The organism is Micromonospora sp. II, from assembly GCF_001709195.1.
Taxonomy (GTDB): domain Bacteria; phylum Actinomycetota; class Actinomycetes; order Mycobacteriales; family Micromonosporaceae; genus Micromonospora; species Micromonospora chalcea.
Window position 1 is genome coordinate 262,040 of the sequence record NZ_LYXF01000024.1, and the last position, 25,406, is coordinate 287,445.

Consider the following 25,406-nt stretch of genomic DNA (forward strand, 5'->3'; position numbering starts at 1 on the left):
GTAGGTGAGACAGATGTCAGACGACGTCGAGAACCTCGACCAGATAGCCGTCATCGGCATGGCGGGGCGGTTCCCCGGCGCTGCCGACGTGGACGAGTTCTGGGCGAACCTCACGGCCGGCCGGGAGGGGATCGCCCGCCTGTCCGACGAGGAGCTGCGCGCCGACGGCGTCGACCCGCAGGTGGCCGCGCGGGACGACTACGTGCCGGCCAAGGGCGTCCTGGCCGACGCGGACCGCTTCGACGCGGGCTTCTTCGGCTACCACCCCCGCGAGGCCGAGGTCCTCGACCCGCAGCACCGGGTCTTCCTGGAGTGCGTGTGGACGGCGCTGGAGTCGGCCGGCCACGACCCGAAGACCTTCGACGGGCGCATCGGCGTCTTCGCCGGGTCGAGCCTGAACTCGTACCTGCTGTTCAACCTGCTCGCCAACGAGCAGGCGGTGGACGCTGCCGGCAGCTACCAGACGCTGATCTCCAGCGACAAGGACTTCCTGGCCACCCGGGTGTCGTACAAGCTGAACCTGACCGGGCCGAGCATGACCGTGCAGACGGCCTGCTCCACCTCGCTGACTGCGGTGCACCTGGCGGCCCAGAGCCTGCTCAACGGCGAGTGCGACCTGGCCCTGGCCGGCGGCGTGTCGGTGAGCGTGCCGCTGCGCGGCGGTTACCGCTACGAACAGGGCGGCATCCTCTCCCCGGACGGGCACTGCCGGCCCTTCGACGCGCAGGCGCAGGGCACCGTCGCCGGCAACGGTGTGGGCGTGGTGGTGCTGCGGCGGTTGACCGACGCCCACGCGGCCGGGGACACAGTGGACGCGGTCATCCTCGGCACCGCGGTGAACAACGACGGCTCGCTGAAGGTCGGCTACACCGCGCCGAGCGTGGACGGGCAGGCCCGCGTCGTCGCCGAGGCGCTCGCCGTGGCCGACGTGGACCCGGACAGCATCGGCTACGTCGAGACCCACGGCACCGGCACCGCCCTCGGCGACCCGATCGAGATCACCGCGCTGACCCGCGCGTACCGCAAGCACACCGACCGGGTGGGCTACTGCGCGATCGGCTCGGTGAAGAGCAACGTCGGGCACCTCGACGCCGCGGCCGGGGTGACCAGCCTGATCAAGGCGGTGCTGGCGCTGCGCCACGAGGCGATCCCGGCGACCCTGCACCACACCCGGGCCAACCCCGAGCTGGCGTTGCCGACCAGCCCGTTCTTCGTCAACACCGAGCTGCGGCAGTGGCCCCGGCAGGAGACGCCGCGCCGGGCCGGGGTCAGCTCGTTCGGCATCGGCGGCAGCAACGTGCACGTGATCCTGCAGGAGGCGCCGGCCCCGGCCGCGCCGGCCGCCGCGCCGCCCGCCGCACCGGCCGTAGCCCGGGTGCTGCCGCTGTCGGCCCGCTCCGCGCCGGCGCTGGCCGCCGCGGCCGGCCGGCTCGCCGACCACCTGGCCGCCCACCCCGACCTGGACCTGGACGACGTCGCGTACACGCTGGCCGCCCGCCGCCGGGCCTTCGAGCACCGTACGGCGGTGACCGGCCGGGACAGCGCCGAACTGGTCGCCGCGCTGCGGCGGGCCGCCGACGCCGGCACGGGCACGCCTGCCGGACGGGACGCGCCGGTGGCGTTCCTCTTCCCCGGCCAGGGCGCGCAGTACGTGGGCATGACGCGGGGCCTGTACCGCAGCGAGCCGGTGTTCGCCGCCGAGCTGGACCGCTGCGCCGACCTGTTCGCCGGCCACCTCGGCGAGAACCTGCGGGTGCCGCTGTTCGCCGCCGACGACGAGACCGGCGACGCGGCGCTGGCGCTGGCGCGTACCGCTGTCACGCAGCCGGTGCTGTTCGCGGTGGAGTACGCGCTGGCCCGCCTGTGGATCTCGTGGGGCGTCCGCCCGGCGGCGATGGTCGGGCACAGCGTCGGCGAGTACGTGGCCGCCTGCCTGGCCGGGGTGTTCTCCCTCGAGGACGCGGTGGCGCTGGTCGCCACGCGGGGGCGCCTGGTGCAGTCGATGCCGGCCGGGTCGATGCTCGCGGTGTTCCTGCCCGAGGCGGAGGTGACCGGCCGGCTGACCGGCGGGCTGTGCGTCGCGGCGGTGAACTCCACCGGCCTGTGCGTGGTGGCCGGCCCGACCGCCGAGGTCGACGCGCTGGCGCAGCGGCTCGCGGCGGACGGGGTGGCGTGCCGCCGGCTGCGCACCTCGCACGCCTTCCACTCACCCAGCATGGACGCCGCTGTCGCGCCGTTCGTCGACGCGGTCCGCCGGGTCGCCCTGCGCCCGCCCGCCACCCCGTTCGTCTCCAACGTCACAGGCGCCTGGATCACCGACGAGCAGGCCACCGACCCGGAGTACTGGGGACGACACCTGCGCGCGCCGGTGCGTTTCGCCGACGCCCTGGACGTGCTGCTCGCCGACGAGGAGCTGGTGCTGCTGGAGGTCGGTCCCGGGCAGACGCTGCGCAACTTCGTCCGCCAGCACCGCGCCTGGCACGAGCGGCGCACGGTGGCCGGATCGGTGCGTCACCCGGACGAACCGCGCGACGACCAGGAGTACCTGCTGGCCGGGCTGGGGGAACTCTGGGCCGCCGGGGCGCCGGTGGACTGGGCCGCCCGCGCCGGGGACACGCCGCGGCGGCTGCTGCGCCTGCCCACGTACCCGTTCCAGCGCCAGCGCTACTGGATCGAGCCGCGGCCCGGCCCGGTCCGGCCCGCGCCGGTCGCGGCGACCGGGCCGGACGCGCAGTGGTTCCACGTGCCGGGCTGGCGGCGGCTCACCGCGCCGGCCGCCGGGACCACCGACGGGGCGACCTGGGTGGTGCTCGGCGCCGAGCTGCCGCTGGGCGTGGCGCTGGCCGGGCGGCTGGCCGACGACGGTGCGACAGTGCTGCGGGTCAGCGCCGGCGACGAGCTGCGGGAGACCGGCGAGCGGGCCTGGTCGCTGGACCCGGCCAGCCGGGACCAGCACGCCGGCCTGCTCAAGTCGCTGGAGGTGGACGCCGGCCGGACGATCCGGGTGGTGCACCTGTGGAGCCTGACCGTGGAGCCGGGCGACGGCCCGGATCCGGACCGGATCGACAGCGCCCGGCGGGTCGGGTTCGACAGCCTGCTGGCCCTGGCCCAGGCGATCGGGGACGTGCAGCCCGCCGGCCCGGTGGAGATCGACGTGCTCAGCCGGGGCCTGTTCGCGGTGACCGGCGAGGAGGCCCTGCAGCCGGAGAACGCCCCGCTGCTCGGCGCCACCACGGTCATCCCGCAGGAGGTCCCGGACGTCACCTGCCGCGTGCTGGACCTGCCCGCCGCCGACCCGGCGCCCGGCCCCACGACCGTGCTGGCCCGGCTGACCGCGCCCACCGCCGACCGGGAACTGGCGCTGCGCGGCCGGCACTGGTGGGTACGCGACTTCGAGGCCCTGCCCGCCGACGCCGCCGGCGGGACGGGCGGCCGGCTGCGGCCCGGCGGCGTCTACCTGATCACCGGCGGTCTCGGCGGGGTCGGGCTGGCGCTGGCCGAGCAGATCGCCCGCTCGGTCGACGCCCCCGTGCTCGGGCTGCTGCACCGCTCGGCGTTCCCCGACTCGACGCGGTGGCCGGACTGGCTGGCCGAGCACGGCGAGCAGGACGACACCAGCCGGCGGATCCGCGGCGTGCAGCGGCTGCGGGAACTGGGGGCGCGGGTGGTGGTGCTGCACGCCGACGTCACCGACCGGGCCGCCCTGTCCGACGCGGTCGGACGGCTGCGCGCCGAAGGCGGTGGCCTGCACGGCGTCGTCCACGCCGCCGGCCTGCCGTCGCGGGGACTGATCGCGGTCAAGTCCGGCCGGGACGTGACCGACGTGCTGGCCGCCAAGACCGTCGGCACGCTGCACCTGGACGCCGTCTGCGACGCCGACGGACTGGACTTCCTGCTGCTCTGCTCGTCGCTGACCGCGCTGCTCGGCGGGCCGGGGCAGAGCGACTACTGCGCGGCGAACGCCTTCCTGGACGTCTACGCCCAGTGGCGGCGAGCCACCACCGGGGCGCCGGTCGCGGCTGTCGCCTGGGACACCTGGCGCAACACCGGCATGGCCGCCGGCCTGGTCGAGCGGCTGCACGGCGGCGCCGCGCTGACCGGGCACCCGCTGCTGCAACGCCTCGTCTCCTCGACCGGCACGTCCCGGACGTACGCCACCACGCTCAGCACGGCCGACAGCTGGATCGTCGACGAGCACCGGATCATGGGCCACGGCCTCGTTCCCGGCACCACGTACCTGGAGCTGGTCCACGCGGCGGTGGCCGACCGGGCGGCCGGCCGGGTGGTGGAGCTGAACGACGTGCTGTTCCTGATGCCGGTGATCGTGCCGGACGGTCGGAGCCGCGAGCTGTTCACCACGGTGCAGGAGCGTGACGGGCAGCTCCGGTTCAGCGTGCAGAGCCGCGTCGACGGGGAGTCCGGCCGCTGGCAGGAGCACGCGAGCGGCACCGTGGCCTTCCACGAGCGGCCGGCGGACACGGCCCGGGACCTGGACCGGCTGCGCCGCGACTGCGCCGTCACCGAGGTGATCGACACCGAGGACGAACTGAAGCGGCGGCTGAAGCTCGACCGGGTGGAGCAGGGCGGCCGGTTGCAGTTCTCCTTCGGCCCGCGCTGGCGGTGCCTGCGCCGCATCGAGGCCGGCGAGCGGCGGCTGATGGTCACGCTCGAACTGGCCGAGGAGTTCGCCGCCGACCTGGAGCGCTACCCGCTGCACCCGGCGCTGCTGGACGTGGCCGGCGCGTCCGCCCGGATCCGCGCGCGGGACGTGTTCTACCTGCCGTTCACCTACCGCAGCCTGCGGGTCTTCGCCCCGCTGACCCGGGTGGTCCACTGCCACGTCGAGGTGGACGAGGCCGGTGACTCCGGCGAGACGCTCACCGTCAGCATCGAGCTGATCTCCCCGCAGGGACAGCTGCTGGCCCGGATCACCGACTTCACCATCAAGCGGATCAACGACATCGACGGCCTGCTGGAACAGGTGCGCGACGGCGCGGTGACCGCCGCCGGCACGGGCGCGGGCGAGGCGACGCCGGGCACCCTGCACGTGCTCAGCGAGGGAATGACCGCTGCCGACGGGATGGCCGCCTTCGACCGGCTGCTCGCCGCGCCCGAGCTGCCGGAGCACGTGGTGGTCACCGGCCGGGACCTTTCCGGGCTGCGCCGGCTCGCCGCCTCGATCACCCCCGCGCTGCTCGCCGGGGAGGTGGAGCAGATCGCCCCGCCCCGGGGCAGCCACCCCCGGCCCGATCTGGACACCCCGTACGTGGCGCCGGGCACCGAGGCCGAGCGGACGGTGGCGGAGATCTGGCAGGAGGTGCTCGGCCTGGACCGCGTCGGCGTGCACGACGACTTCTTCGCCCTCGGTGGACACTCGCTGGCCGCCGTGCAGATCGGCGCGAAGATCCGCGGCCGGTTCGGGGTGGAGCTGAACCTGCGGGGCTTCTTCGACAGCCCGACGGTGGCGCACACGGTGACCGTGCTGGCCGACCCCGGCGGGCCGGGGGATCGGGGCGCCGACCGGATCGAAGTGGTGAGCCGGGACGTGCCCGACGACGAACTGGCCGGCCTCGACGAGCTGTCCGACGAGGAGATCGAGGCGCAGCTCGCCGCCCTGCTGGCCGAGGACGACGGCGGGGGACGGGCATGAGCCGGCCGCTTCCGCCCGCCGCGGCGCGTGCCCGCCGTACGCGAGCGCCGCACGTCCTGTCCGCAGCCGTGTCAGCTCACCCACACACCGAGGATGATCGCCAGTGACGACCACCGACCTGGGCAGCCTGTCAGCCGCCGAGAAGCGCGCACTGCTGGCCGAGCGGCTGCGGCAGAAGAAGCAGCGGCGGGAGTTCCCGGCCTCCTTCTCCCAGCAACGACTCTGGTTCCTGGAGCAGCTCTCGCCGGGCAGCGCCGCGTACAACATCCCCGGCGCCGTCCGCATCCTGGGCCCGCTGGACCTCGAGGTGTGGCGGCGCTGCTGCAACGAGATCACCCGCCGGCACGAGGCGCTGCGGACCACGTTCACCGAGGTCGACGGCGAGCCCCGGCAGCTGGTCAACGCCGTCTGCGAGCCGGAGTTCACCGTGGTCGACTGCGCCCACCTGCGCGGACCGCAGGGTGAGGCGGGCATCCAGGAGCTGGCCCGGGAGGAGTTCACCCGCCCGTTCGACCTGGCCGGCGGGCCGCTGCTGCGGGTGCGGTTCCTCCGGCTCGGCCCGCAGGAGCACATCCTGCTGCTGACCATGCACCACATCGCGGCCGACCTGTGGTCCATGTCCGTGGCCATCGCCGAGCTGGTCGAGCTGTACGGGGCGTTCGCCGCCGGTCGCGAGTCGACCCTGCCGGACCTGCCGATCCAGTACGTCGACTACACCGTCTGGCAGCGGCAGCGGCTGGAGGGCGACGCGCTCGACGCCGACCTGGAGTACTGGAAGAAGACGCTCGCCGGGGCGCCGGCCGCGCTGGAACTGCCCATCGACAAGCCCCGCCCGGCGGTGCAGAGCACCCGGGGCGGCTCCCGGCCCTTCGCCCTGCCCGAGCCGGTGATGACCCGGCTGCGCGCGCTGAGCCAGCGGGAGGGCGCCACCCCGTTCATGACCCTGCTCGCGGCCTTCCAGGCGCTGCTGCACCGCTACAGCCGCGAGGACGACATCGTGGTCGGCGTACCGGTGGCCAACCGGAACCGGCCGGAGATCGAACGGCTCGTCGGCTACTTCGTCAACACCCTGGCGCTGCGCACCGACCTGTCCGGCGACCCGAGCTTCCGCGAGTTGGTCGGGCGGGTCCGGCAGACCTGCCTCGGCGCGTTCGCCCACCAGGAGGTGCCCTTCGAGCGGCTGGTGGAGGAGCTGGCCCCGCGCCGGGACCTGTCCCGCTCGCCGATCTTCCAGGTGCACTTCATCTTCCAGAACATCCCGATGCCGGAGTTCGACGTGGCCGGGCTGCGGCTGGAGCCGGTCGACGTGGAGAGCTCCACCGCCCGGTTCGACCTGGAGCTGCAGGTCTTCGACCGGCCGGACGGGCTGACCGGCTGGTTCGAGTACAACACCGACCTGTTCGAGCCGGCCACCGTGGAGCGGATGTCCCGGCACCTCGCGCAGCTGGTGGAGAACCTGCTCGCCGACCCGGACCGGCCGATCGACCAGGTTCCGATGCTCGGCGCCGACGAGGAGCGTGACCTACGGCTGCGGTGGAACGACACCCGCCGGGACTGGCCGCAGCCGGTGTGCGTACCGCAGCGCTTCGCCGCCCGGGCCGCCGCCACCCCGGACGCCCCGGCGCTGCGCACCGACCGGGAGAGCCTGACCTACGCCGAGCTGGACGGGCGCTCGACCCGGCTGGCCCGCCGGCTGCGGCGGCTCGGGGTGGCCCGGGAGACGACGGTCGGCATCTGCCTGGAGCGTTCGGCCGACATGGTCGTGGCGATGCTCGCCGTGCTCAAGAGCGGCGGCGCGTACGTGCCGCTGGACCCGGGTTTCCCGCCGGACCGGATCGCCTTCATGCTCGCCGACTCCGACCTGTCCGTGCTGCTCACCAGCAGCGACGTGCTGGCGGGCCTGGGCGGGGTGAAGGCGCAGCCGCTCTGCCTGGACCTGCTCGGTGACGAGCTGGCCGCCGAGTCGGCCGAACCGCTGGACGTCGACGTGCGCCCCGACGACCTGGCGTACGTCATCTACACCTCCGGCTCCACCGGCCGGCCCAAGGGCGTGCAGGTTCCGCACGGGGCGCTGGGCAACTTCCTGCTCGCCATGGGCGAGCGCCCCGGCGTCAGCGCCGACGACGTGCTGCTGGCGGTCACCACGCTCTCCTTCGACATCGCCGGGCTGGAGCTGCTCCTGCCGCTGGTCGAGGGCGCCTGCGTGGCAGTGGTGAGCCGCCAGGTCGCCGCCGACGGGGAACGGCTGGCCGCCGCGCTGGACGCCTTCGGCGCGACGGTCATGCAGGCCACCCCGTCCACCTGGCGGATGCTGCTCGACGCCGGCTGGACCGGCGAGGCCGGGCTGCGGGTGCTGGCCGGCGGTGAGGCGCTCCCCGCCGAGCTGGCCCAGCGCCTGCTCGGCCGGTGCGCCGAGCTGTGGAACATGTACGGCCCGACCGAGACGACCATCTGGTCGGCGGTGGCGCGGGTCGACCACGGCCCGATCTCCATCGGCGAGCCGATCGCCAACACCGAACTGCACGTGCTCGACGGCAGCGGCCACCTGGTGCCGCCGGGTGTCCCCGGCGAGCTGCACATCGGCGGCGCCGGCCTGGCGCGGGGCTACCTGGACCGGCCCGAGCTGACCGCCGAGCGGTTCGTCCGGCACCCCTTCCCGATCGGGCTGGGCGACCGGCTCTACCGCACCGGCGACCTGGTCCGCCGTCGCGCCGACGGGAGCATCGAGTTCCTCGGCCGGCTCGACCACCAGGTGAAGCTGCGGGGCTTCCGGATCGAGCTGGGCGAGATCGAGTCGGTGCTGGAGCGGCAGCCGCAGGTCAACCAGGCGGTGGTGACCGTACGCGAGGACACCCTCGGCGACCAGCGGCTGGTGGCGTACGTGGTGGCCGGCGCCGACGCCCGGGCCGAGGCGGCGGCGCAGTGGCCGCACGAGGTGGAGCAGTGGCGCGACGTCTGGGACGCCGCGTACGACGTGACGGACACCGGCGAGGTCGACCCGACGTTCGACACCCGGGGCTGGAACAGCAGCTACACCGGAGCGCCGATCCCGGTGGCGGAGATGCGCGGCTGGGCCGAGGCGACCGCCGAGCGGATCCTCCAGGACGGCCCGCGCTCGGTGCTGGAGATCGGCTGCGGCACCGGCCTGATCCTCTACCGGGTCGCCCCGCACGTGCGCCGCTACTGGGGCACCGACATCTCCGCTGTCGCCCTGGACCGGCTGCGCGCCGACGTGCCGGCGCGGGGACTGTCCGGGGTGGAGCTGTTCGGCTGCGCCGCCGACGAGCTGGACGCGCTGCCCGACCAGCTCTTCGACGTGATCGTGCTCAACTCGGTGGCGCAGTACTTCGCCGACGAGGACTACCTGCTGCGGGTGATCGAGGGCGCGCTGCCCCGGCTCGCCCCGGGCGGCTCGCTCTTCCTCGGCGACATCCGCAGCCTGCCGCTGCTGGAGACCTTCCACACCTCGGTGCAGGTGGAGCGGGCCGAGGCGCAGGACAGCGCCGAGCAACTGCGCGAGCGGGTGCGCCGGGCCGTCGCCGACGACCGGGAGCTGGTCTTCGACCCGGGCTTCTTCACCGCGCTGCCGGCCCGCTTCCCCCGGCTGACGGGGGTACGGGTGATGCCGAAGCTCGGCTCGGTGAGCAACGAGCTGACCCGGTTCCGCTACGACGTACGGCTCACCGTCGACGGCGACGTCGTCGACGCCGGGGACGTGACGTGGCTGGACTGGCGCGACAGCGGGCTCACCGCGGCCGGGCTGCGCGAGCGGCTCACCGCCGACCGTCCGGCGCTGCTCGCGCTGCGCGGCGTACCCAACGCCCGCGTCGACCACTGGGCGCGGGCGGCGACGGCGCTCGCCGGGGCGGACGGCACGGTCGCCGACCTGCGGGCCGAGGTGGCGTCCCCTGTCGACCCGGCCGCCGTCGAGCCGGAACAGCTGCGCCGGCTCGCCGACGAGACCGGCTACCGGCTGGACCTGGACTGGTCCGGTCACGGACCGGCCGGTGACCTGACCGTCGTGCTGCGCCGGCTGGCCGGCGACGGCCGGCCGGAGACGCCGCTGCCCCGGCTCGCCGGGCCGCCCGCCGCCGAGCCGCGCTGGGACTCGTTCGTCAACGACGCCCTCGGCCGCCGGGCGAGGCGGCTGCTGCCGCGGCTGCGGGCCGCGGTCGGCGAGCAGTTGCCCGACTACATGGCGCCCTCGGCGTACGTCTTCCTCGACGCGCTGCCGCTCACCCCGAACAACAAGGTCGACCGCAAGGCGCTGCCCGCGCCCGAGTCGGGCCGGCGGCAGGTGACATCGGCGTACGTGGCGCCGCGTACACCGGTCGAGGAGGTGATCGCCGGCATCTGGGCCGAGACCCTCGGCGTCGACCGGGTCGGCGTGGGCGACGACTTCTTCGCCCTCGGCGGGCACTCGCTGCTCAGCACCCGGATGGTGGCCCGGGTCCGGGAGGCGTTCGGCGTGGACGTGCCGTTGCACAAGGTCTTCACCGACCCGACGGTCGCCGGGCTCACCCGGGCCCTGACCGCCGACCCCGCGCAGCGGACCGTCGTGGAGAAGACCGCCGAGCTGCTGATCCGGCTCAGCGACCTGTCCGACGACGAGGTGCAGCAGGCGCTCGACCGCGCCGACGGAAGGACGCAGGCATGAGCACCAGGCGGTTCGCCCTGTCCGCGCAGCGGCTCGCGCTGCTGGGCAACCTGCTCCAGGAGGAGGGCATCGCCCGCGCCCCGGCGCGGACCGTGCCACCGCGCGCCGACCGGGACGCCCCGGTGCCGCTGACCTTCTCGCAGAGCCGGATCTGGTTCCTGGAGCAGTTCGCGGCGCACACCTCCGCGTACGTCATCTCCACGGCGATGCGGGTGCACGGCGACTTCCGCGCGGACCTGTTCGCCGGCGCCTGCGCCGAGGTGGTCCGCCGGCACGAGTCGCTGCGGACGGTCTTCTTCGAGCGGGACGGACGGCCGTACCAGCAGGTGCGGGCCGAGCTGCCGCCGGACGTGCGGGTCGAGGACGTGCCCGGGGTGACGCCCGGGGAGGTCGACGCCGAGCTGCGCCGCCGCGAGGAGGAGCTGATCGGCCGGCCGTTCGACCTGGCCGCCGGTTCGCCGGTGCGGGTCCGGCTGCTCCGCTTCGGCCCGAAGGTGACCGGCGTGCTGCTCAACCTGCACCACCTCGTGTCCGACCGCTGGTCGATGGGGGTGCTGCTGCGCGAGCTGATCGACTGCTACCGCGCCCTGCTCACCGGCGGGCCGCACGGCCTGCCCGAGCTGCCGGTGCAGTACGCCGACTTCGCCCTCTGGCAGCAGGAGCCGGACGCTCAGCAGGCGTGGGCGGCGGACCTGGCGTACTGGACGGGCCAGCTCGGCGGCGCGCCACCGGAGATCGGCCTGGTCGGTGACCGGCCCCGGCCGAGGGAGAAGAGCTACCGGGGTGACTCGGTGCCGGTGGAGATCCCGCCGGCCGTGGTGACCCGGCTGCGGGCGCTGTCCCGGCAGGAGAACGCCACGCTGTTCATGGTGCTCCAGGCCGCCTTCGCGGTGCTGCTGCACCGGCTCACCGGCGACGAGGAGGTGGTGGTCGGCTCGCCGGTGGCCAACCGGCGCCTGGTCGAGCTGGAACCGCTGATCGGGCTGTTCATGAACACCGTGGCGCTGCGTACCGACCTGCGCGGCGACCCGTCGTTCCGGGAGCTGCTGCGCCGGGTCGGCGCGGTGTGCCTGGCCGCGTACGACCACCAGGGCATCCCGTTCGAGCGGCTGGTCGAGCAGTTGCAGCCGGAACGGTCGGCGGCCGGCACCCCGGTCTTCCAGGTGCTGTTCTCGTACCAGAACGTGCCGTTCCCGTCCTGGCACGACGGGCCGCTGCGGGTCGAGCCGGTCTCGCTGGACGCCCGCAAGGCCGAGTTCGACCTGCTGCTGGACCTCTTCGAGGACGGCGACACGATCTGGGGGCGGCTGGAGTACAGCACCGATCTGTTCGACGAGGCGACCGCCCGCCGTCACGTGAGCATGTTCCACCGTCTGCTGCGGGGCCTGCTGGACGACCCGGACACCCCGATCGGCGTGCTGCCGCTCGTCGGCCCGGTCGAGCGGGACGAGCTGCTGGCGCTGGCCACCGGTCCGGCGACCGACGCCGGCCGTCCGCTGGTCGGTGACGCCTTCGCCGCGGCGGTCCGCCGTGACCCGGCCGCCTCGGCGGTGCGGTTCGGCTCCCGTACGGTCGGCTACGGCGAGCTGGACGCGCTCGTCGGCGCGCTCGCCGACCGGTTGCGGGCAGCGGGCGTGCGCCGGGGCACCCGGGTCGGCGTGCGGCTGGACCGGTGCGTGGAGCTGGTGGCCGCGCCGCTCGCCGTCTGGCGGGCCGGCGGGGTGGTCGTACCGGTGGACCCGGCGCTGCCCGCCGACCGGGCCGCCGCGCTGCTGACGGCGGCCGAGGTCGCGTTGCTGCTCACCGCGCGCCCGCAGGGCGGCGTCCCGCGCTGGTCCGGGCCGACCTGCCTGGTGGACGACCCGTCCGCCGACCCGCGCGCGGTGCGCGGCGCCGCCGTGCCCGGTGCCCTCGTGCCGGACGCCGCGGCGCCGGCCGGCGCGGGCACTGTCACCGGCGGTGACCCGGCCTACGTCACCTGTCCGCCCGACGGTGCGCCGCGCACCACGGTGCACAGCCACGCCGCGCTGCGCGACCGGCTGCGCTGGTTGTCCGAGGCGGCCGGGCTGACCGCCGACGACCGGGTGCTCCAGCAGGCGCCCCTGGCCGCCCCGGCGGCGGTCTGGGAGCTGTACGCCCCGCTGCTGAGCGGCGCGGCCGTGGTGCTGGCCCGGCCCGGCGGGGACCGCGACGCCCGCCACCTGGTCGGCCTGATCCGGGCGGAGCGGGTCAGCGTGGCCTGCTTCCGGCCCGACCTGCTCGCCGAACTGCTCGACCAGCGCGGGGTGGAGCGCTGCGCCGCGCTGCGGCACGTGTTCTGCGGTGGGGCGCCGCTGTCCCGGGACCTGGTGGCGCGCTTCGCGGAGCGGTCGCCGGCGGCCCTGCACCACGTGCTCGTGCCGCCGGACGTGGCCGCGCCGGTCACCGCCCACCTGTGCGCCGTCGATGGCGAGCCCGCCGATCCGGCCAGGCCCGACGGCGGGCCCGCCGACCCGGCCACGCCCGACGGCGGGCAGCGGCAGTTGATGCCGGTCGGCCGCCCGGTGCCGGGCACCCGGGCGCACGTCCTGGACCGGGCCGGTCAGCCACTCCCGGCCGGTGTGCCGGGGGAGCTGTACGTCGGTGGCGACCCGCTTCCGGCGCCGGCCGGAGGTGTGGCGGCGCTGCTGGCGCCGGACCCGTTCGGCACGGCGCGCGGCGCGCGGCTGCTGCGCACCGGCGAGCGGGCCCGGATGCGCGCCGACGGCGTGATCGAGTACCTGGGCCGCCTCGACCACCAGGTACGGCTGCGCGGCTTCCCGGTGGACCTGGACCTGGTCGAGTCGATCGTGTCCGGGCATCCCGCGGTGACCGAGGCCGCCGTGGTGGCGCACGACGACCGGCTGGTCGCGTACGTCGTGGGGCAGGCCGGGGCCGGTGAGCTGGCGGCGTACCTGAGGCAGCGGCTGCCGGAGAATCTGCTCCCGGCCGCCTGGGTGGCGCTGCCGGAGCTGCCGCGCACCCCGGCCGGCACTGTCGACCGGTCCGCCCTGCCCGCGCCGCAGCCGCCCGCCGGCGAGCCCGCCGCCGCTGCCGAAGCGCCCCGCGACGAGGTGGAAGCGGCGATCGCCGACATCTGGCGGGAGCTGCTCGGGATCGACGAGGTCGGCCGGGACGACAACTTCTTCACCCTGGGCGGGCACTCCCTGCTCGCCACCAAACTCGCCGCGCAGATCGACGCCCGGTACGGCGTACGGCTCGCGCTGCGCGACCTCTTCGGCAACCCGACCGTCGGCTGGCTGGCCGGGCAGGTCCGGCGGCACGCGACCGGCGCGGACACCGGCCCGGCCCCGATCCCGCGCGTCGGCCGCGACGGCGACCTGCCGCTGTCGTTCAGCCAGGAACGGCTGATCCGGCACCACCCGCTCGGCCCGGCCGACCCGATCCACAACGTGGTGACCGCGCTGCGGCTGACCGGACCGCTGGACGAGGCGGCGCTGCGCCGCGCCCTGGACGACGTCGTCGGGCGGCACGAGGCGCTGCGGACCCGGATCGTGGACGGCCCGGACGGGCCGGCGCAGCGGATCGAACCGGCCGGCGGCTGGCCGTTGACGGCGGTGGACCTCAGCGACGCCGAGCCGGGCGAGCTGCGCGCGCTGATCGAGGAGCAGGGACGGCGGCCGTTCCGCATCGACGCGGAGCCGATGGTGCGCGGCCTGCTGGCCCGCCTCGGCGAGGACCGGCACGCGCTGGTGCTCACCATGCATCACCTGGTCACCGACAACTGGTCCTACGGGGTGCTGGTGCGCGACCTGACCGAGTTCTACGGCGCCCACGCCGCCGGCCGGGCGCCGCGGCTGCCGGAGCTGGCCGTGCAGTACCCCGACGTGGCGGCGTGGCAGCGCCGGCAACTGGCCGGCGGCGCGCTCGACGCGCACGTGGACCACTGGCGGCGCGCCCTCGCCGGCCTGCCACCGGCACTGACGCTGCGGCCACCGGCCACCGGGACGACCGCCGCCGACGGCTTCACCCGCGCGTTCCGCGTCGACCCGGCGGTCACGGAGAAGCTGCGTGGGCTCGCCGGGCAGGAGGGGGCCAGCCTGTTCATGGCGCTGCTGGCCGCGTACCACCTGCTGCTCGCGGCCTGCTCCGGCCGCGACGACATCCCGGTGGGCTTCCCGGAGGCGGGCCGGGACCGGGCCGAGACGGCCGACCTGATCGGCTGGTTCGTGCACCCGCTCGTGGTACGCGCCGACCTGACCGCCGTGTCGACGTTCGCCGGGCTGGTGCGGCAGGTCCGGGACCGGACGCTCGACGCGTACGCCAACCGGGCCGTGCCGCCGTGGCTGGCGGTGCCGGCCACCGCGGACGGTGACCCGACGCGGACCCTGTTCAACCTGCTCAACGCCGAGGTGCCGGAACTCGCGTTGCCCGGGCTGCGGGTCGATTCGTTGGAAATCGGTGACGACTACGTCTTCTCCGAGGTGCTCGGCACCAACCTCAGACCGGCGGAGGTCGACTTGGCGCTGATCATGCGGGAACAGGGCGCGGAACTGCACGGCACCTGGATCTTCTCCACCGACGTCCACGACGCCCGGGCGCTCCAGGCGCTGATGCGACGCTGGGACGTGCTGCTCGGCCGGCTGGCCGACTCACCGGCGGCGCCGCTGACCACGCTCCGTGCCTGGCTGGACGAGGTGGGCGCATGAGCCTCTTCGCCTACCTGCTGCGCTACAGCCGGGGCCCGTTCCTGCTGGCCATCGCGGCGGGCATCGTCAGCGGCGGCACCGGCGCCGCCTTCATCGCCATGGTCAACCTGGCGCTGGCCGCCGACGCCGCGCCCTCGCAGCGGCTGATCTGGGGATACGTGGCGCTCTGCCTGGCCACGCTGGTCACCAAGTTCGTCTCCCAGAGCATGCTGTACCGGCTGTCCCAGGGCGCCGTCTACCACCTGCGCCGCCGCCTCATCGACGGCATCCTGGACGCCCCGCTGCGGACCGTGGAGCGGACCGGCACGGCGCAGCTCTACTCGGCGCTCGCCGACGACGTGGTGGTGATCGCCGACGCGCTGCCCGGCCTGCCGGGCATCTGCTCGGGCGCGGCGTTCGTGCTGGTGGCCATCGCGTACCTGGTGATCGTCTCACCGGCGGTGGCGCTCGCCACCGGCGCCACGGTCGTCGTGGGCGTGCTGCTCTACCTGCTCGTCTCCGCCTCCGGCCTGGGCGCGCTCAAGGCCGCGCGGCGGGAGCAGGACGCGCTGTTCGGTCACTTCCGTTCGGTCACCGAAGGGCTCAAGGAGCTGAAGCTCAACCGGGAGCGGCGGGCCGCGCTGATCGACGGTGAGCTGACGGCCACGGCGTCCGCCTACCGCCGGCACAGCGTCTTCGGCCTCTCCGTCTACGAGGGCGCCACAGGTGGCGGCCAGGCGGTCTTCTTCGCCTTCATCGGCCTGCTGCTGTTCGCCTTCCCCGCCTGGTTCGCCCTGTCCGACCAGACGCTCACGTCGTGCGTGCTGATCCTGCTCTTCGCCGTCTCCAGCCTTCAGGGTGTCCTCGTCTGGTTCCCCGCGCTGGGCCGGGCGTCGGTGGCCCTGGGGAAGATCAAGGAGCGGCTCGCGGAGCTCGACGCGGGTCTCGGCGGGCCGGGCGCGGGGCGGGCGCCCGCCGTGCCGAACAGCAGGGTTCCGGCCGCCGTGGGCCGGGCGGGCAACGTCTTCGCCGGGTGGCGAAGCATCGCCTTCCGCGGGGTCAGCCACGTCTACCCCGGACCGAAAGGCGAGCAGTTCGTGCTCGGCCCGCTGGACTTCGAGTTCCGGCGCGGCGAGATCCTCTTCGTCGTCGGTGCCAACGGCAGCGGCAAGACCACCCTGGCGAAGGTGCTCACCAGCCTGTACGAGCCGGAGAGCGGCGCGATCCAGGTGGACGGCACCCAGGTCACCGCGGCCAACCGGGAGGACTACCGCAACCTGTTCTCCGCCGTGTTCTCCGACTTCCACCTCTTCGACAGCCTGCTCGGGCTGCCGGCGGGGGAACAGGCCGCCAAGGCGCAGCGGTACCTGGAGCGCCTGCAACTGGACCACAAGGTACGCGTCGACGGGGACCGCTTCTCCACCACGGCGCTCTCGCTCGGGCAGCGCAAACGGCTGGCGTTGCTGGTGACGTACCTGGAGGACCGCCCCTTCTGCCTGTTCGACGAGTGGGCGGCCGACCAGGACCCGGTCTTCAAGGACTTCTTCTACCGGGAACTGCTGCCGGAGCTGCGGGACCGGGACAAGGCCGTCGTGGTGATCAGCCACGACGACCGCTACTTCGACGCCGCCGACCGGCTCGTCCGGCTCGACTACGGCCAGATCAGGGAGGAGGAGGTTCCCCGTGGACAGTCGGTGGCTGGGCGGTCAGGTGTGGAATCCGGATGCTGACGTCCGCCTGTTCTGCCTGCCGTACGCAGGTGGCGGCGCGGCGGCGTTCCGGGGCTGGCAGCGCGCCGCGCCACCCGGAGTCCAGGTGGTGGCGTTGGAGCTGCCCGGCCGGGGCACCCGGCTGCAGGAGGCGCCCTTCCTGCGCCTCACCCCGCTGATCCGGTCCCTCGCCGACGCGCTGACCGGCGCGCTGGACCGGCCGTACGCGCTGTTCGGGCACAGCATGGGTGGCCTGCTCGCCTTCGAGCTGGCCCGGGCGCTGCGCCGCCGCCCGGTGCGCCAGCCGGAGCACGTGTTCGTCTCCGCCGCCGCGTCGCCGGACTCCCCGTCGTCGCGGCCGCTGCTGCACTGCGCCGCCGACGACGAGATCCGCGCGCACCTGGCGAAGCTGGGCGGCACCCCGCCGGAGGTGCTCGACAACGCCGACCTGATGCGGCTGATGCTGCCCGTGCTGCGGGCCGACTTCTCGGTGCTGGAGACGTACGAGCACCGCCCCGAGCCGCCACTGGCGACGCCACTGACGGTGCTGGGCGGCCGGGGGGACCGGATCGTGCCGCCGAGGGCGCTCGACGGGTGGCGGCGGCACACCTCGGCCCGGTCGCGGCTCTGCCTGTTCCCCGGCAACCACTTCTTCCTCCACGGCGCGCGGGCCGAGGTGGTGGCGACGGTGGCGCGGGATCTCGCCGCCGTCGTACCGCCGCCCTGGGTGTCCGGCGCCGCCGACCGGTACCACCACCGACCGCCCCCGACCACAGCCGCCGCCGTACCCGCCCGGAGCGGGCCGCCGGTGGACCGGAACCCAGGAGACGAGACATGACCCCCCTCGACCCGGCGGTGGACGCGGCCGACATCGAGCCGTTCACGCTGCTCAGTCCCCGGGACCGGGCGATCGTCCCGGCCGGCGTCAGCGACGCCTATCCGCTGCCCGACGTGCCGGCCGACCTGGTCGCGCAGGCGTCGGCGTTCACCGAGGTCGACCTGGACGGCCGGCGGATCGAGGACCCGGCCCCGTTCGCGCCGGAGCGTTTCGCCTCGGCGGTCGAGGCGGTGGTGCGCGCGCACGAACTGCTCCGTTGCTCGACCGACCCGTCCGGCGGCACCGAGCCGCTGTACCTGGCGCATCCGGACGCCACGGTCCCGCTGGCCCGGCACGACCACCGCAGCGTCGACGCGGACAAGCGCGACACGATGCTCGCCGCGCTGCTGGAGACCGAACGGGCCACGCCGTTCGACCCGGCCGCCGCCGGGCCGCTACGGCTGACCGTGATCCTGGAGACCGAACAGAACTGGACGCTGCTGGTCGCCGCGCCCCGGGCGCTGAGCTGCGTGGCCGACCCGGCGGGCATCCTCGCCGAGCTGCTGCGCGCCTATTACGCCGCGGCGCCGGTCACCGCCACCCGGCACGCGCCCTGCGTCGCGGACGCGCTCGACGCCGCCGCCGACTTCGAAGGCGAGGAGTACTGGACCCGGACGCTGGCCGGCGGCTCCTGCGCCCTGCCCGGCGGCTGGGGCGGCGCGGCCGGGAGCACCGAGCTCACCGTCGACCTGGCCGGGATGTCCGCCGGGCTGGCCGTGCTCGCCGACGCCGCCGGGGCGCCGCTGTCCACTGTGCTGTTCGCCGCCCACCAGACCGTGCTCGGCATGCTCGGCGCCGAACCGGCCGGGCACACCGACGCCACCCTCACCCCGCACGGCGGCGCCGCGCGCCCGGACTGCGAGCGACTGCTGCACCGCGTGGTGCGGCCCGTGCCGACGGCCGCCCGCGCGGCGACCTGGCGGGCGCTGGTGCGCGACGTGGCCGCCCACGAGCACGACGCGTGGACCCACCGGCTCGCGTACCGCCCGGTCACCGGCGGGCCGGGGCAGGGGCAGCACGCCCTCTTCGAGTGGGACCCGGCCGCCGGCCTGCCCGGTGAGCCGCTGCCCGGCCTGCCGGCCGACCGGGACGGGTACGGCCTGCGGGTCACCGCCGGGCCGGACCGCCTGCGCCTGCGCGTCGCCGGGGAGACAGTCGACCCCGGGTACGCCCGCCGGCTCGCCGCGCTCTACCGGGAGGTGCTGGTGGCGATGGCCGCCGACCCCGACGGTGACGCCGGGCGCACCTACCTGCCGGCGGACGAGCGCGACGCGGTGCTGCGCGACTGGGCCGTCGCGGAGACGGCGCACCGGGGCGACGTGACCGTGGTCGACCTGATCCGGGCCCAGGCCGACGCCACTCCGGACCGGATCGCCGTCCGGGTCGGCGACACGCGGCTCACGTACCGGGAGCTGATGCGGCGGGCCAACCGGCTCACCCACCACCTGCTCGACCTCGGCGCCGGCCGGGACACCCTGGTCGGCGTGTGCCTGGGCCGCACACCCGACCTCATCCCCGCCCTGATCGCGGTCTGGCAGTCCGGGGCCGGCTACCTGCCGCTGGATCCGCAGCTGCCGGCGGAACGGCTGCGCTACATGATCGAGGCGGCCGGCAGCCCGGTGGTGGTCACCTCCACCGTCGAGCAGGCCACCCTCACCGGCCTGTACGACGGCGTCCTGGTCCTGGTCGACGCGGACGCGGCGGCCGTCGCGGCCCGGCCCGACACCCCGGCGACCGTGCCGATCGACCCGGCCCAGCTCGCCTACGTCATCTTCACCTCCGGCTCCACCGGGCGGCCCAAGGGTGTGCTGGTGCCGCACGCCGGCCTGGCCAACTATCTGCTCTGGACCGTCGGCGCGTACGCCGCGCACGGCCCCGGCGGCGCCCCGGTCTTCTCCTCGATCTCGTTCGACCTGGGCATCCCGAACATCTTCACCCCGCTGATCACCGGGGAGCCGGCGCACCTGCTGCCCGAGCCGCTGGACACCGCCGACCTCGGGGCGCACCTGCTCACGGGCGCGCCGTACAGCTTCATCAAGATGACCCCGGGCCACCTGGACCTGCTCACCTGGCAGCTCACCGGGGAGCAGGCGCGGGACCTGGCCGGCATGGTCATCGCGGCCGGGGACTCGTTCACCGCGGCGCTGGCCGAGCGCTGGCTGGATCTGGCCGGGCCGGACGGCACGAAGGTCGCCACCGAGTACGGCCCCACCGAGATCACCATCGGCAACTCGGGGCAGCCGATCAGCGAGCCGCCGGCCACCGAGCTGGTGCCGCTCGGCGTCCCGATCGTCAACACCACCATGTACGTGCTGACTGAGCGGCTCGACCCGGTGCCGGTCGGCGTGCCCGGCGAGGTCTGGATCGGCGGCGTCGGGGTGGCGCGCGGCTACCTGGGCCGCCCGGACCTGACCGCGGACCGGTTCCGGCCCGACCCGTACGGCCCGCCGGGCAGCCGCCTCTACCGCAGCGGCGACCTGGCCCGCTGGCTGCCCGACGGCACGCTGGAGTTCCTCGGCCGCATCGACAACCAGGTCAAGATCCGGGGCTACCGGGTGGAACTGGGCGAGATCCAGGCCCGGCTCGCCGCCCATCCGGGCGTCCGTGACGCCGTGGTGCTCGCCCGCGAGCCCAGCCCCGGCGAGAAGCGCCTGGCGGCGTACGTGGTGCTCACCGCCGGCGCGGCGGTGGACGCCGCCGCGTTGCGCGCCCACCTCGCCGTCGACCTGCCCGACTACATGATCCCGGCGGACGTCGTCGCCATCGACCACATTCCGCTCACCACCAACGGGAAGGTGGACAGCCGCGCGTTGCCCGCCCTCTGATCCGCTCCCACGAATCCCCTCCGTGCCGACACCGGCCCCCGTGCGCCGGGACGATCGCGCACGCCGTACGAGAGGACGAATCCATGACCACGACATCTGACCGGTCGACGCGCGGCGCGCAGGGACTGAGGCTGGACCTCGCCGACGACGAACGGACCGCCCTGCGGGCGCTGGCCGAGGAACTCGTCGCCGCGTCGCCGCGCCTGCTGGACGACCTGTCCTGGGTGACGCAGGCCCGGCAGGCGAGCTGCCGGATGCCGCTGCGGCTGATGGAGACGCTGCGCGACTTCCGCAGCGACGCCGGGGCCACCGGCTCACTCGTGCTCGCCGGCCTTCCGGTGGACGAGCGCGACCTGCCGAGCACTCCGACCGTCCGGGAGTCGGTGGAACGGGCGACCACCGTGCCGGCCGTCCTGGCCATGCTCGTCGGCCTGCACCTCGGCGAGGTGATCGCCTACCGCAGCGAGAAGAGCGGCGCCCTGGTGCAGAACGTCGTCCCGGTGCGCGGCCTGGAGGACTCCCAGAGCAACGCCGGGTCGGTGCCGCTGGAGTTCCATGTGGAGAACGCGTTCCACCGGGAACGCCCCGACTACGTCGGCCTGCTGTGCCTGCGCAACGATCACGCCAAGCGGGCCGGCACGCTGGTCACCTGCATCCGGCAGGCCCTGCCGCTGATCGAGGAGACCGACCGGAAGGTGCTGCGCGAGCCCCGGTTCGTCACCGCGCCGCCGCCCTCGTTCCGCCAGGGTGACCGCACCACGCCGCACGCGGTGCTCACCGGCAGCGTGGAGGACTCGAACATCTGCCTCGACCTGAACGCGACCACCGCGCTGGACGAGGAGGCCGGCGAGGTGATGGCGCGGTTGAAGCGGATCCTCACCGACGTCTCCACGCCGCTGGTGCTGCAGACCGGGATGATGGCGCTCATCGACAACCGGCTGGTGCTGCACGGCCGGTCCGAGTTCACTCCCCGCTTCGACGGGCGGGACCGTTGGCTGCACCGGGTCTACGTGCACCTGGACAACCGGCGGAGCCGGGAGTTCCGGGACGACGCCGGCGCCGTACTCAACTGATTTCGACGTTCACAAGGTCCACAAAACGGCCTCTAGTGGACGGTAGGCTGACCGGCGCCGGAAGGGGGCGCCGGCAGCCGTACCGCAGTGGCCGGCGGACATCAGTGCCAACCGCGAAAGGGATTCGATGACCGACACGCTGTCGCGCACCCGCCGAGGTGGCGAACACCGGCCGCTGGAGGAAGGCTTCCTCTACCGCTGGGCCGTCTGGGCGGCGCTCAATCCAGTGAAGGTCATCCTGGTCTGGCTGGTGCTGCTCGCCGGCGCGGCCGTCTCGGCCGGCTACTTCACCTCGCACCTGACCGGCAACACCAACTCCGTGATCGGCTCCGACTCGGAGAAGGCCGCCGAGCTGATCAGCGCCGAGTTCCCCGACACGCCGAGCGAGACCGACTTCGTGGTCCTGCACTCGACCTCGATCGACGCGCAGGACCCGGCGTTCCGCGAGGTCGTCCGCACCGCTGTCGAGCGCTACCGCCAGGCCCCGGACGTGCGCACCGTGGTCAGCCCGTACGACGCGCCGGACCGGCTCATCGCCCCCGGCGGGAAGACCGCGCTCGTGCCGGTCAGTCTCGACGGCGACGACAAAAAGCTCCAGGAGCAGGCCGGGCCGCTCGGCGAGATCGCCGAAGGGCTCGGCACCGGCCAGGTGGAGGCGTACTTCACCGGCGTCTCGCCGCTCGCCGCGGCCGCCGTCGAGCAGGGCAACGAGGACCTGTCCATGGCCGAGACGATCGGCTTCCCGGCCGCCGCCATCGTCCTGCTGCTCGCGTTCGGGTCGCTCGTGGCGGCCGCCATCCCGCTCCTGCTCGGTGTCGTCGCCGTGCTCGCCGCGTTCGGCGCGCTCGGCATCGCCACCCACTTCACCACCTTCGACGTGTTCGTGCAGACCGCCGTCAGCATGGTCGGCATCGCGCTCGGCATCGACTACACGCTGTTCATCGTCACCCGGTTCCGCGAGGAACTGGCGAAAGCAGGTGACAGCGGCCGTCCGGAACGAGCCCGGGCCATCGGGCGCACCGTCGCCACCGCCGGGCAGGCCGTCCTGTTCTCCGGCATCACCGTCGTCGTCTCGCTGGCCGGGCTCTGGCTGGTCCGCTCCGCGAAGGTCTATTCGATGGCCGTCGGCATGACAGTTGCCGTGCTGGTCATGATGCTCATCGCGGTCACCCTGCTGCCCGCCCTGCTCGGTCTTCTGGGCCCCCGCATCAACCGCTTCGCGCTGCCCTGGGCCCGCCGGTCGCTGGCCCACCCGGACCCGGAGCACTCCGGCTGGGCCAAGGCCATCGCCGTGGTCATGCGCCGTCCGCTGCTCGTGGCCGCGCTCGGCACCGTCCTGCTCGGCGCCCTGTCCATCCCGGTCTTCCACCTCCAGTACGGCGTCGACCTCGGCGCCGGCGCGGTGGCCGAGTCGCCGCCGGGCAAGGGGTACGGCATCGTCTCCGAGGCGTACGCGCCCGGCGTGCTCGCCCCGATCACAGTTGTCGTCTCGGCCGGCGGCGACCGGTTCACCGACGCGCAGCTCGACGCCGTCGCCCGGTTCAGCGACCAGGCCGCCGGCAACCGGGAGACCGCTGACGTCGTAAGCGTCACCCGGGTGCTCGACGCCCAGGCCAAGGGGCACACCACCGCCCACCTCGAAGCCGCGACGCGCGCCGCCGGCCCGGCCCTGGCCGAGCTGGTGAGCCGGGACGGGGACACCACTGTGGTCACCGTCCGTCCACGGCACGGCGCGGACACCGACGAGACGGCCGATCTGGTACGCGAGCTGCGTACTCAGGCCGGTGGCGCGTTCGCCGGCACCGGGCTGACCGCTCACGTCGGCGGTGGCCCCGCCGAGATCGTGGACATCACCGACGAGAGCTCCCGGGCCATGCCGCTGGTCATCGGCGCCGTGCTGGCGGCGAGCTGGCTGCTGCTGTTGATCGCCTTCCGCTCGCTGGTCCTGCCGTTCGAGGCGATCTTCATGAACCTGCTCACCTCGGGCGCGGCCTTCGGCGCGGCGGTGCTGGTCTTCCAGGAGGGGCACGGCGCCGACCTCCTCGGCGTCGAGCGGACCGGGTTCATCCAGGTGATCCTGCCGCTGTTCGCGTTCGCCCTGGTCTTCGGGCTCTCCATGGACTACCAGGTGTTCATGCTCTCCCGGATGCGCGAGGAGTGGGACCGTACCGGCGACAACGCCGCCGCCGTCCAGCTCGGACTGACCCGCACCGCGAAGGTGATCACCGCCGCCGCGGCGATCATGGTCGTGGTCTTCGCGTCGTTCATGTTCACCCGCATCCTCGAGATCAAGCAGATGGGCTTCATGCTGGCCCTGGCCGTGCTGATCGACGCGACGATCGTCCGGCTGCTGCTGGTCCCGTCCCTGATGCGGCTCATCGGTCGCGGAAACTGGTGGCTGCCCGGCTGGCTGGACCGGATCCTGCCACGCACCCGGCACTGACCGCGGCGCCGTCGAGGTCCCGCCGGACCGGCACGATCCGGCGGGACCGGCCGTTCGGGGCGGCCGGGCGGCCCGCTCAGGCGGCGGCCGGCTCGACCAGCTCGACCAGGATTCCGCCCGCGTCACGCGGGTGGACGAAGTTGATCCGGGAGCCGGCCGTGCCGCGCTTGGGCTGCTCGTAGAGCAGCCGTACGCCGCGCTCACGCAGCTCGGCGGAGGTCTTCTCGACGTCGTCGACGGTCCACGCGATCTGCTGCACGCCCGGGCCGGACTGGCTGAGGAAGCGGGCGATCGGCGAGGTCGGGGTCAGCGGGGCGAGCAACTGCAGCCGGCCATGGGCGGGGTCGGGGCCGATCGACATCATCGCCTCCCGGACTCCCTGCTCGGCGTTCTCCTCCACGTGTACGCACCGCATGCCGAAGACGGTCTCGTACCGCTCGATCGCCTCGTCCAGATCATTCACCGCCAGGCCGATGTGGTCGATGCCGCGCAGGCCGATTCCGGACAGCGCAGACTGCTGCGCCGAAGGTGAAAGCTCGTCAGACATGTCGTCAGCCTAGTGCCGGAAACGGGTTCTTCGAATAGGCGTCCATCGACGGAATGACGACCGGCGAGGGCGTGCGTGGCGTCCGGGCGAGGCGCTTGCCCCGCGTCCGAACCGGCCGTACCTTACATCGATGATCCTCAGTGACGGGTCGTCCCGGGACGTCGGCCACGGCGCTCCGCCGCCCGAGGACCTCGGCGGCATCGCCTACCTGCGCGGACTGTCCAGACGCGGGCTCCTCACCGGCGCCGCGCTGGCCGCGTCCGGGGTGTCGGCCGCCTTCGCCCTGCTGCCCGGCTCCGCCCGGGCCGCCGGCGGCTACCAGCGGCCGTGCGGACGTGTCCGCATCTCCAGCTCCTGGCAGGACCACCGGAACCGGACGGCGCCCTCGGCCGAGCCGGGCACCGACTACGCGGTCGGCGCCGGCACCCCGGTCATGGCGGCGGCGAACGGCACGATCCGGTTCGTGAAGGCCGACACGTCCACGGCCACCGGGCGGGTCGTGGGGATGGCCCACGACGACGGCAACTACACCCGGCACCTGCACCTGTCGGCGGTCGCCGTCTCACCCGGTCAACGTGTGTCGCGTGGCCAGACCATCGCGTACTCCGGCGCCTCGGCAAACGGCAGCGAGTCCGGCGTCGGGCCGCACGTGCACACCAGCCTCTGGCTGAACACCGCCAGTCCGACGGATTTCCGCGCGACAGCCGATTTCGAGAGCTGGGCCGGAGACGTCACCAACCCGAACCCGCCCGACCAGGAGGCAGACGACGTGTTCATCGCGAACGTGAAGGGCAACTGGTATCTCGTGGTCCCCCAGGGCACCGGCAAACCGCGGGCGGTGGTCCTCGGCGGCGACAGCAACGCCGCCGCCTCCGGCATCCCCGTCCTGAACTTCACCTGGGATCCGTCGATCAGCGCGCTGCGGGCCGCGGTCGACGGCATCGGCTGACCCGATCCC

At 74.2% G+C, this 25,406-nt stretch carries 10 protein-coding genes; 9 read left to right on the forward strand and 1 reads right to left on the reverse strand.

The window, feature by feature from the left end:
- Window positions 1–13 precede the first annotated feature (13 nt).
- The 8 genes from A8711_RS13005 to A8711_RS13040 all read left to right on the forward strand — a co-directional run bounded on the left by A8711_RS13005 (window position 14) and on the right by A8711_RS13040 (window position 23,901).
- Window positions 14–5,650, forward strand: coding sequence for a type I polyketide synthase (locus tag A8711_RS13005; RefSeq protein ID WP_069088349.1), 5,637 nt, complete (start codon window positions 14–16; stop codon window positions 5,648–5,650).
- Window positions 5,651–5,753: 103 nt separating this feature from the next.
- The gene (locus A8711_RS31485) at window positions 5,754–10,307 is read left to right on the forward strand and encodes a non-ribosomal peptide synthetase (protein WP_083297005.1); all 4,554 of its coding nucleotides are present in this window, start codon (window positions 5,754–5,756) and stop codon (window positions 10,305–10,307) included.
- A complete protein-coding gene (locus A8711_RS13015; protein WP_069088350.1) occupies window positions 10,304–14,995 on the forward strand; it encodes a condensation domain-containing protein in 4,692 nt (1,563 codons plus the stop codon). Before A8711_RS31485 ends, A8711_RS13015 begins: the two co-directional genes overlap by 4 nt.
- Entirely contained in the window at window positions 14,992–16,704 is a 1,713-nt protein-coding gene (locus A8711_RS13020; protein WP_069088351.1) for a cyclic peptide export ABC transporter, read from the forward strand. The genes A8711_RS13015 and A8711_RS13020 overlap by 4 nt, the downstream gene beginning before the upstream one ends.
- Complete coding sequence (locus A8711_RS13025; RefSeq protein WP_083297006.1) at window positions 16,658–17,521, forward strand: thioesterase II family protein; 864 nt, start codon at window positions 16,658–16,660, stop codon at window positions 17,519–17,521. Before A8711_RS13020 ends, A8711_RS13025 begins: the two co-directional genes overlap by 47 nt.
- Complete coding sequence (locus A8711_RS13030) at window positions 17,518–20,385, forward strand: amino acid adenylation domain-containing protein (RefSeq protein ID WP_069088353.1); 2,868 nt, start codon at window positions 17,518–17,520, stop codon at window positions 20,383–20,385. The genes A8711_RS13025 and A8711_RS13030 overlap by 4 nt, the downstream gene beginning before the upstream one ends.
- 83 nt (window positions 20,386–20,468) lie before the next feature.
- A complete protein-coding gene (locus A8711_RS13035; protein ID WP_082930898.1) occupies window positions 20,469–21,458 on the forward strand; it encodes a TauD/TfdA family dioxygenase in 990 nt (329 codons plus the stop codon).
- A gap of 127 nt (window positions 21,459–21,585) precedes the next feature.
- A complete protein-coding gene (locus A8711_RS13040) occupies window positions 21,586–23,901 on the forward strand; it encodes an MMPL family transporter (RefSeq protein ID WP_069088354.1) in 2,316 nt (771 codons plus the stop codon).
- A 76-nt stretch (window positions 23,902–23,977) separates the two neighbouring features.
- Here A8711_RS13040 and mce read toward each other — a convergent pair whose 3' ends face one another.
- The gene (gene mce / locus A8711_RS13045; protein ID WP_043323011.1) at window positions 23,978–24,448 is read right to left on the reverse strand and encodes a methylmalonyl-CoA epimerase; all 471 of its coding nucleotides are present in this window, start codon (window positions 24,446–24,448) and stop codon (window positions 23,978–23,980) included.
- A 130-nt stretch (window positions 24,449–24,578) separates the two neighbouring features.
- Between mce and A8711_RS13050 the strand changes: the two genes are divergently transcribed.
- Window positions 24,579–25,397 (forward strand): M23 family metallopeptidase, encoded by an 819-nt coding sequence (locus A8711_RS13050; RefSeq protein ID WP_069088355.1) that lies wholly within the window; start codon window positions 24,579–24,581, stop codon window positions 25,395–25,397.
- Window positions 25,398–25,406 lie beyond the last annotated feature (9 nt).

Excerpts from the sequence above, each read along its gene's own strand:
- A8711_RS13035 (WP_082930898.1), top strand. The coding sequence starts at position 20,469 with ATGACCACGACATCTGACCGGTCGACGCGCGGCGCGCAGGGACTGAGG.
- A8711_RS13040 (WP_069088354.1), top strand. The coding sequence starts at position 21,586 with ATGACCGACACGCTGTCGCGCACCCGCCGAGGTGGCGAACACCGGCCG.
- A8711_RS13020 (WP_069088351.1), top strand. The coding sequence starts at position 14,992 with ATGAGCCTCTTCGCCTACCTGCTGCGCTACAGCCGGGGCCCGTTCCTG.
- A8711_RS13050 (WP_069088355.1), top strand. The coding sequence starts at position 24,579 with ATGATCCTCAGTGACGGGTCGTCCCGGGACGTCGGCCACGGCGCTCCG.
- A8711_RS13015 (WP_069088350.1), top strand. The coding sequence starts at position 10,304 with ATGAGCACCAGGCGGTTCGCCCTGTCCGCGCAGCGGCTCGCGCTGCTG.
- A8711_RS13030 (WP_069088353.1), top strand. The coding sequence starts at position 17,518 with ATGACCCCCCTCGACCCGGCGGTGGACGCGGCCGACATCGAGCCGTTC.
- mce (WP_043323011.1), bottom strand. The coding sequence starts at position 24,448 with ATGTCTGACGAGCTTTCACCTTCGGCGCAGCAGTCTGCGCTGTCCGGA.
- A8711_RS13005 (WP_069088349.1), top strand. The coding sequence starts at position 14 with ATGTCAGACGACGTCGAGAACCTCGACCAGATAGCCGTCATCGGCATG.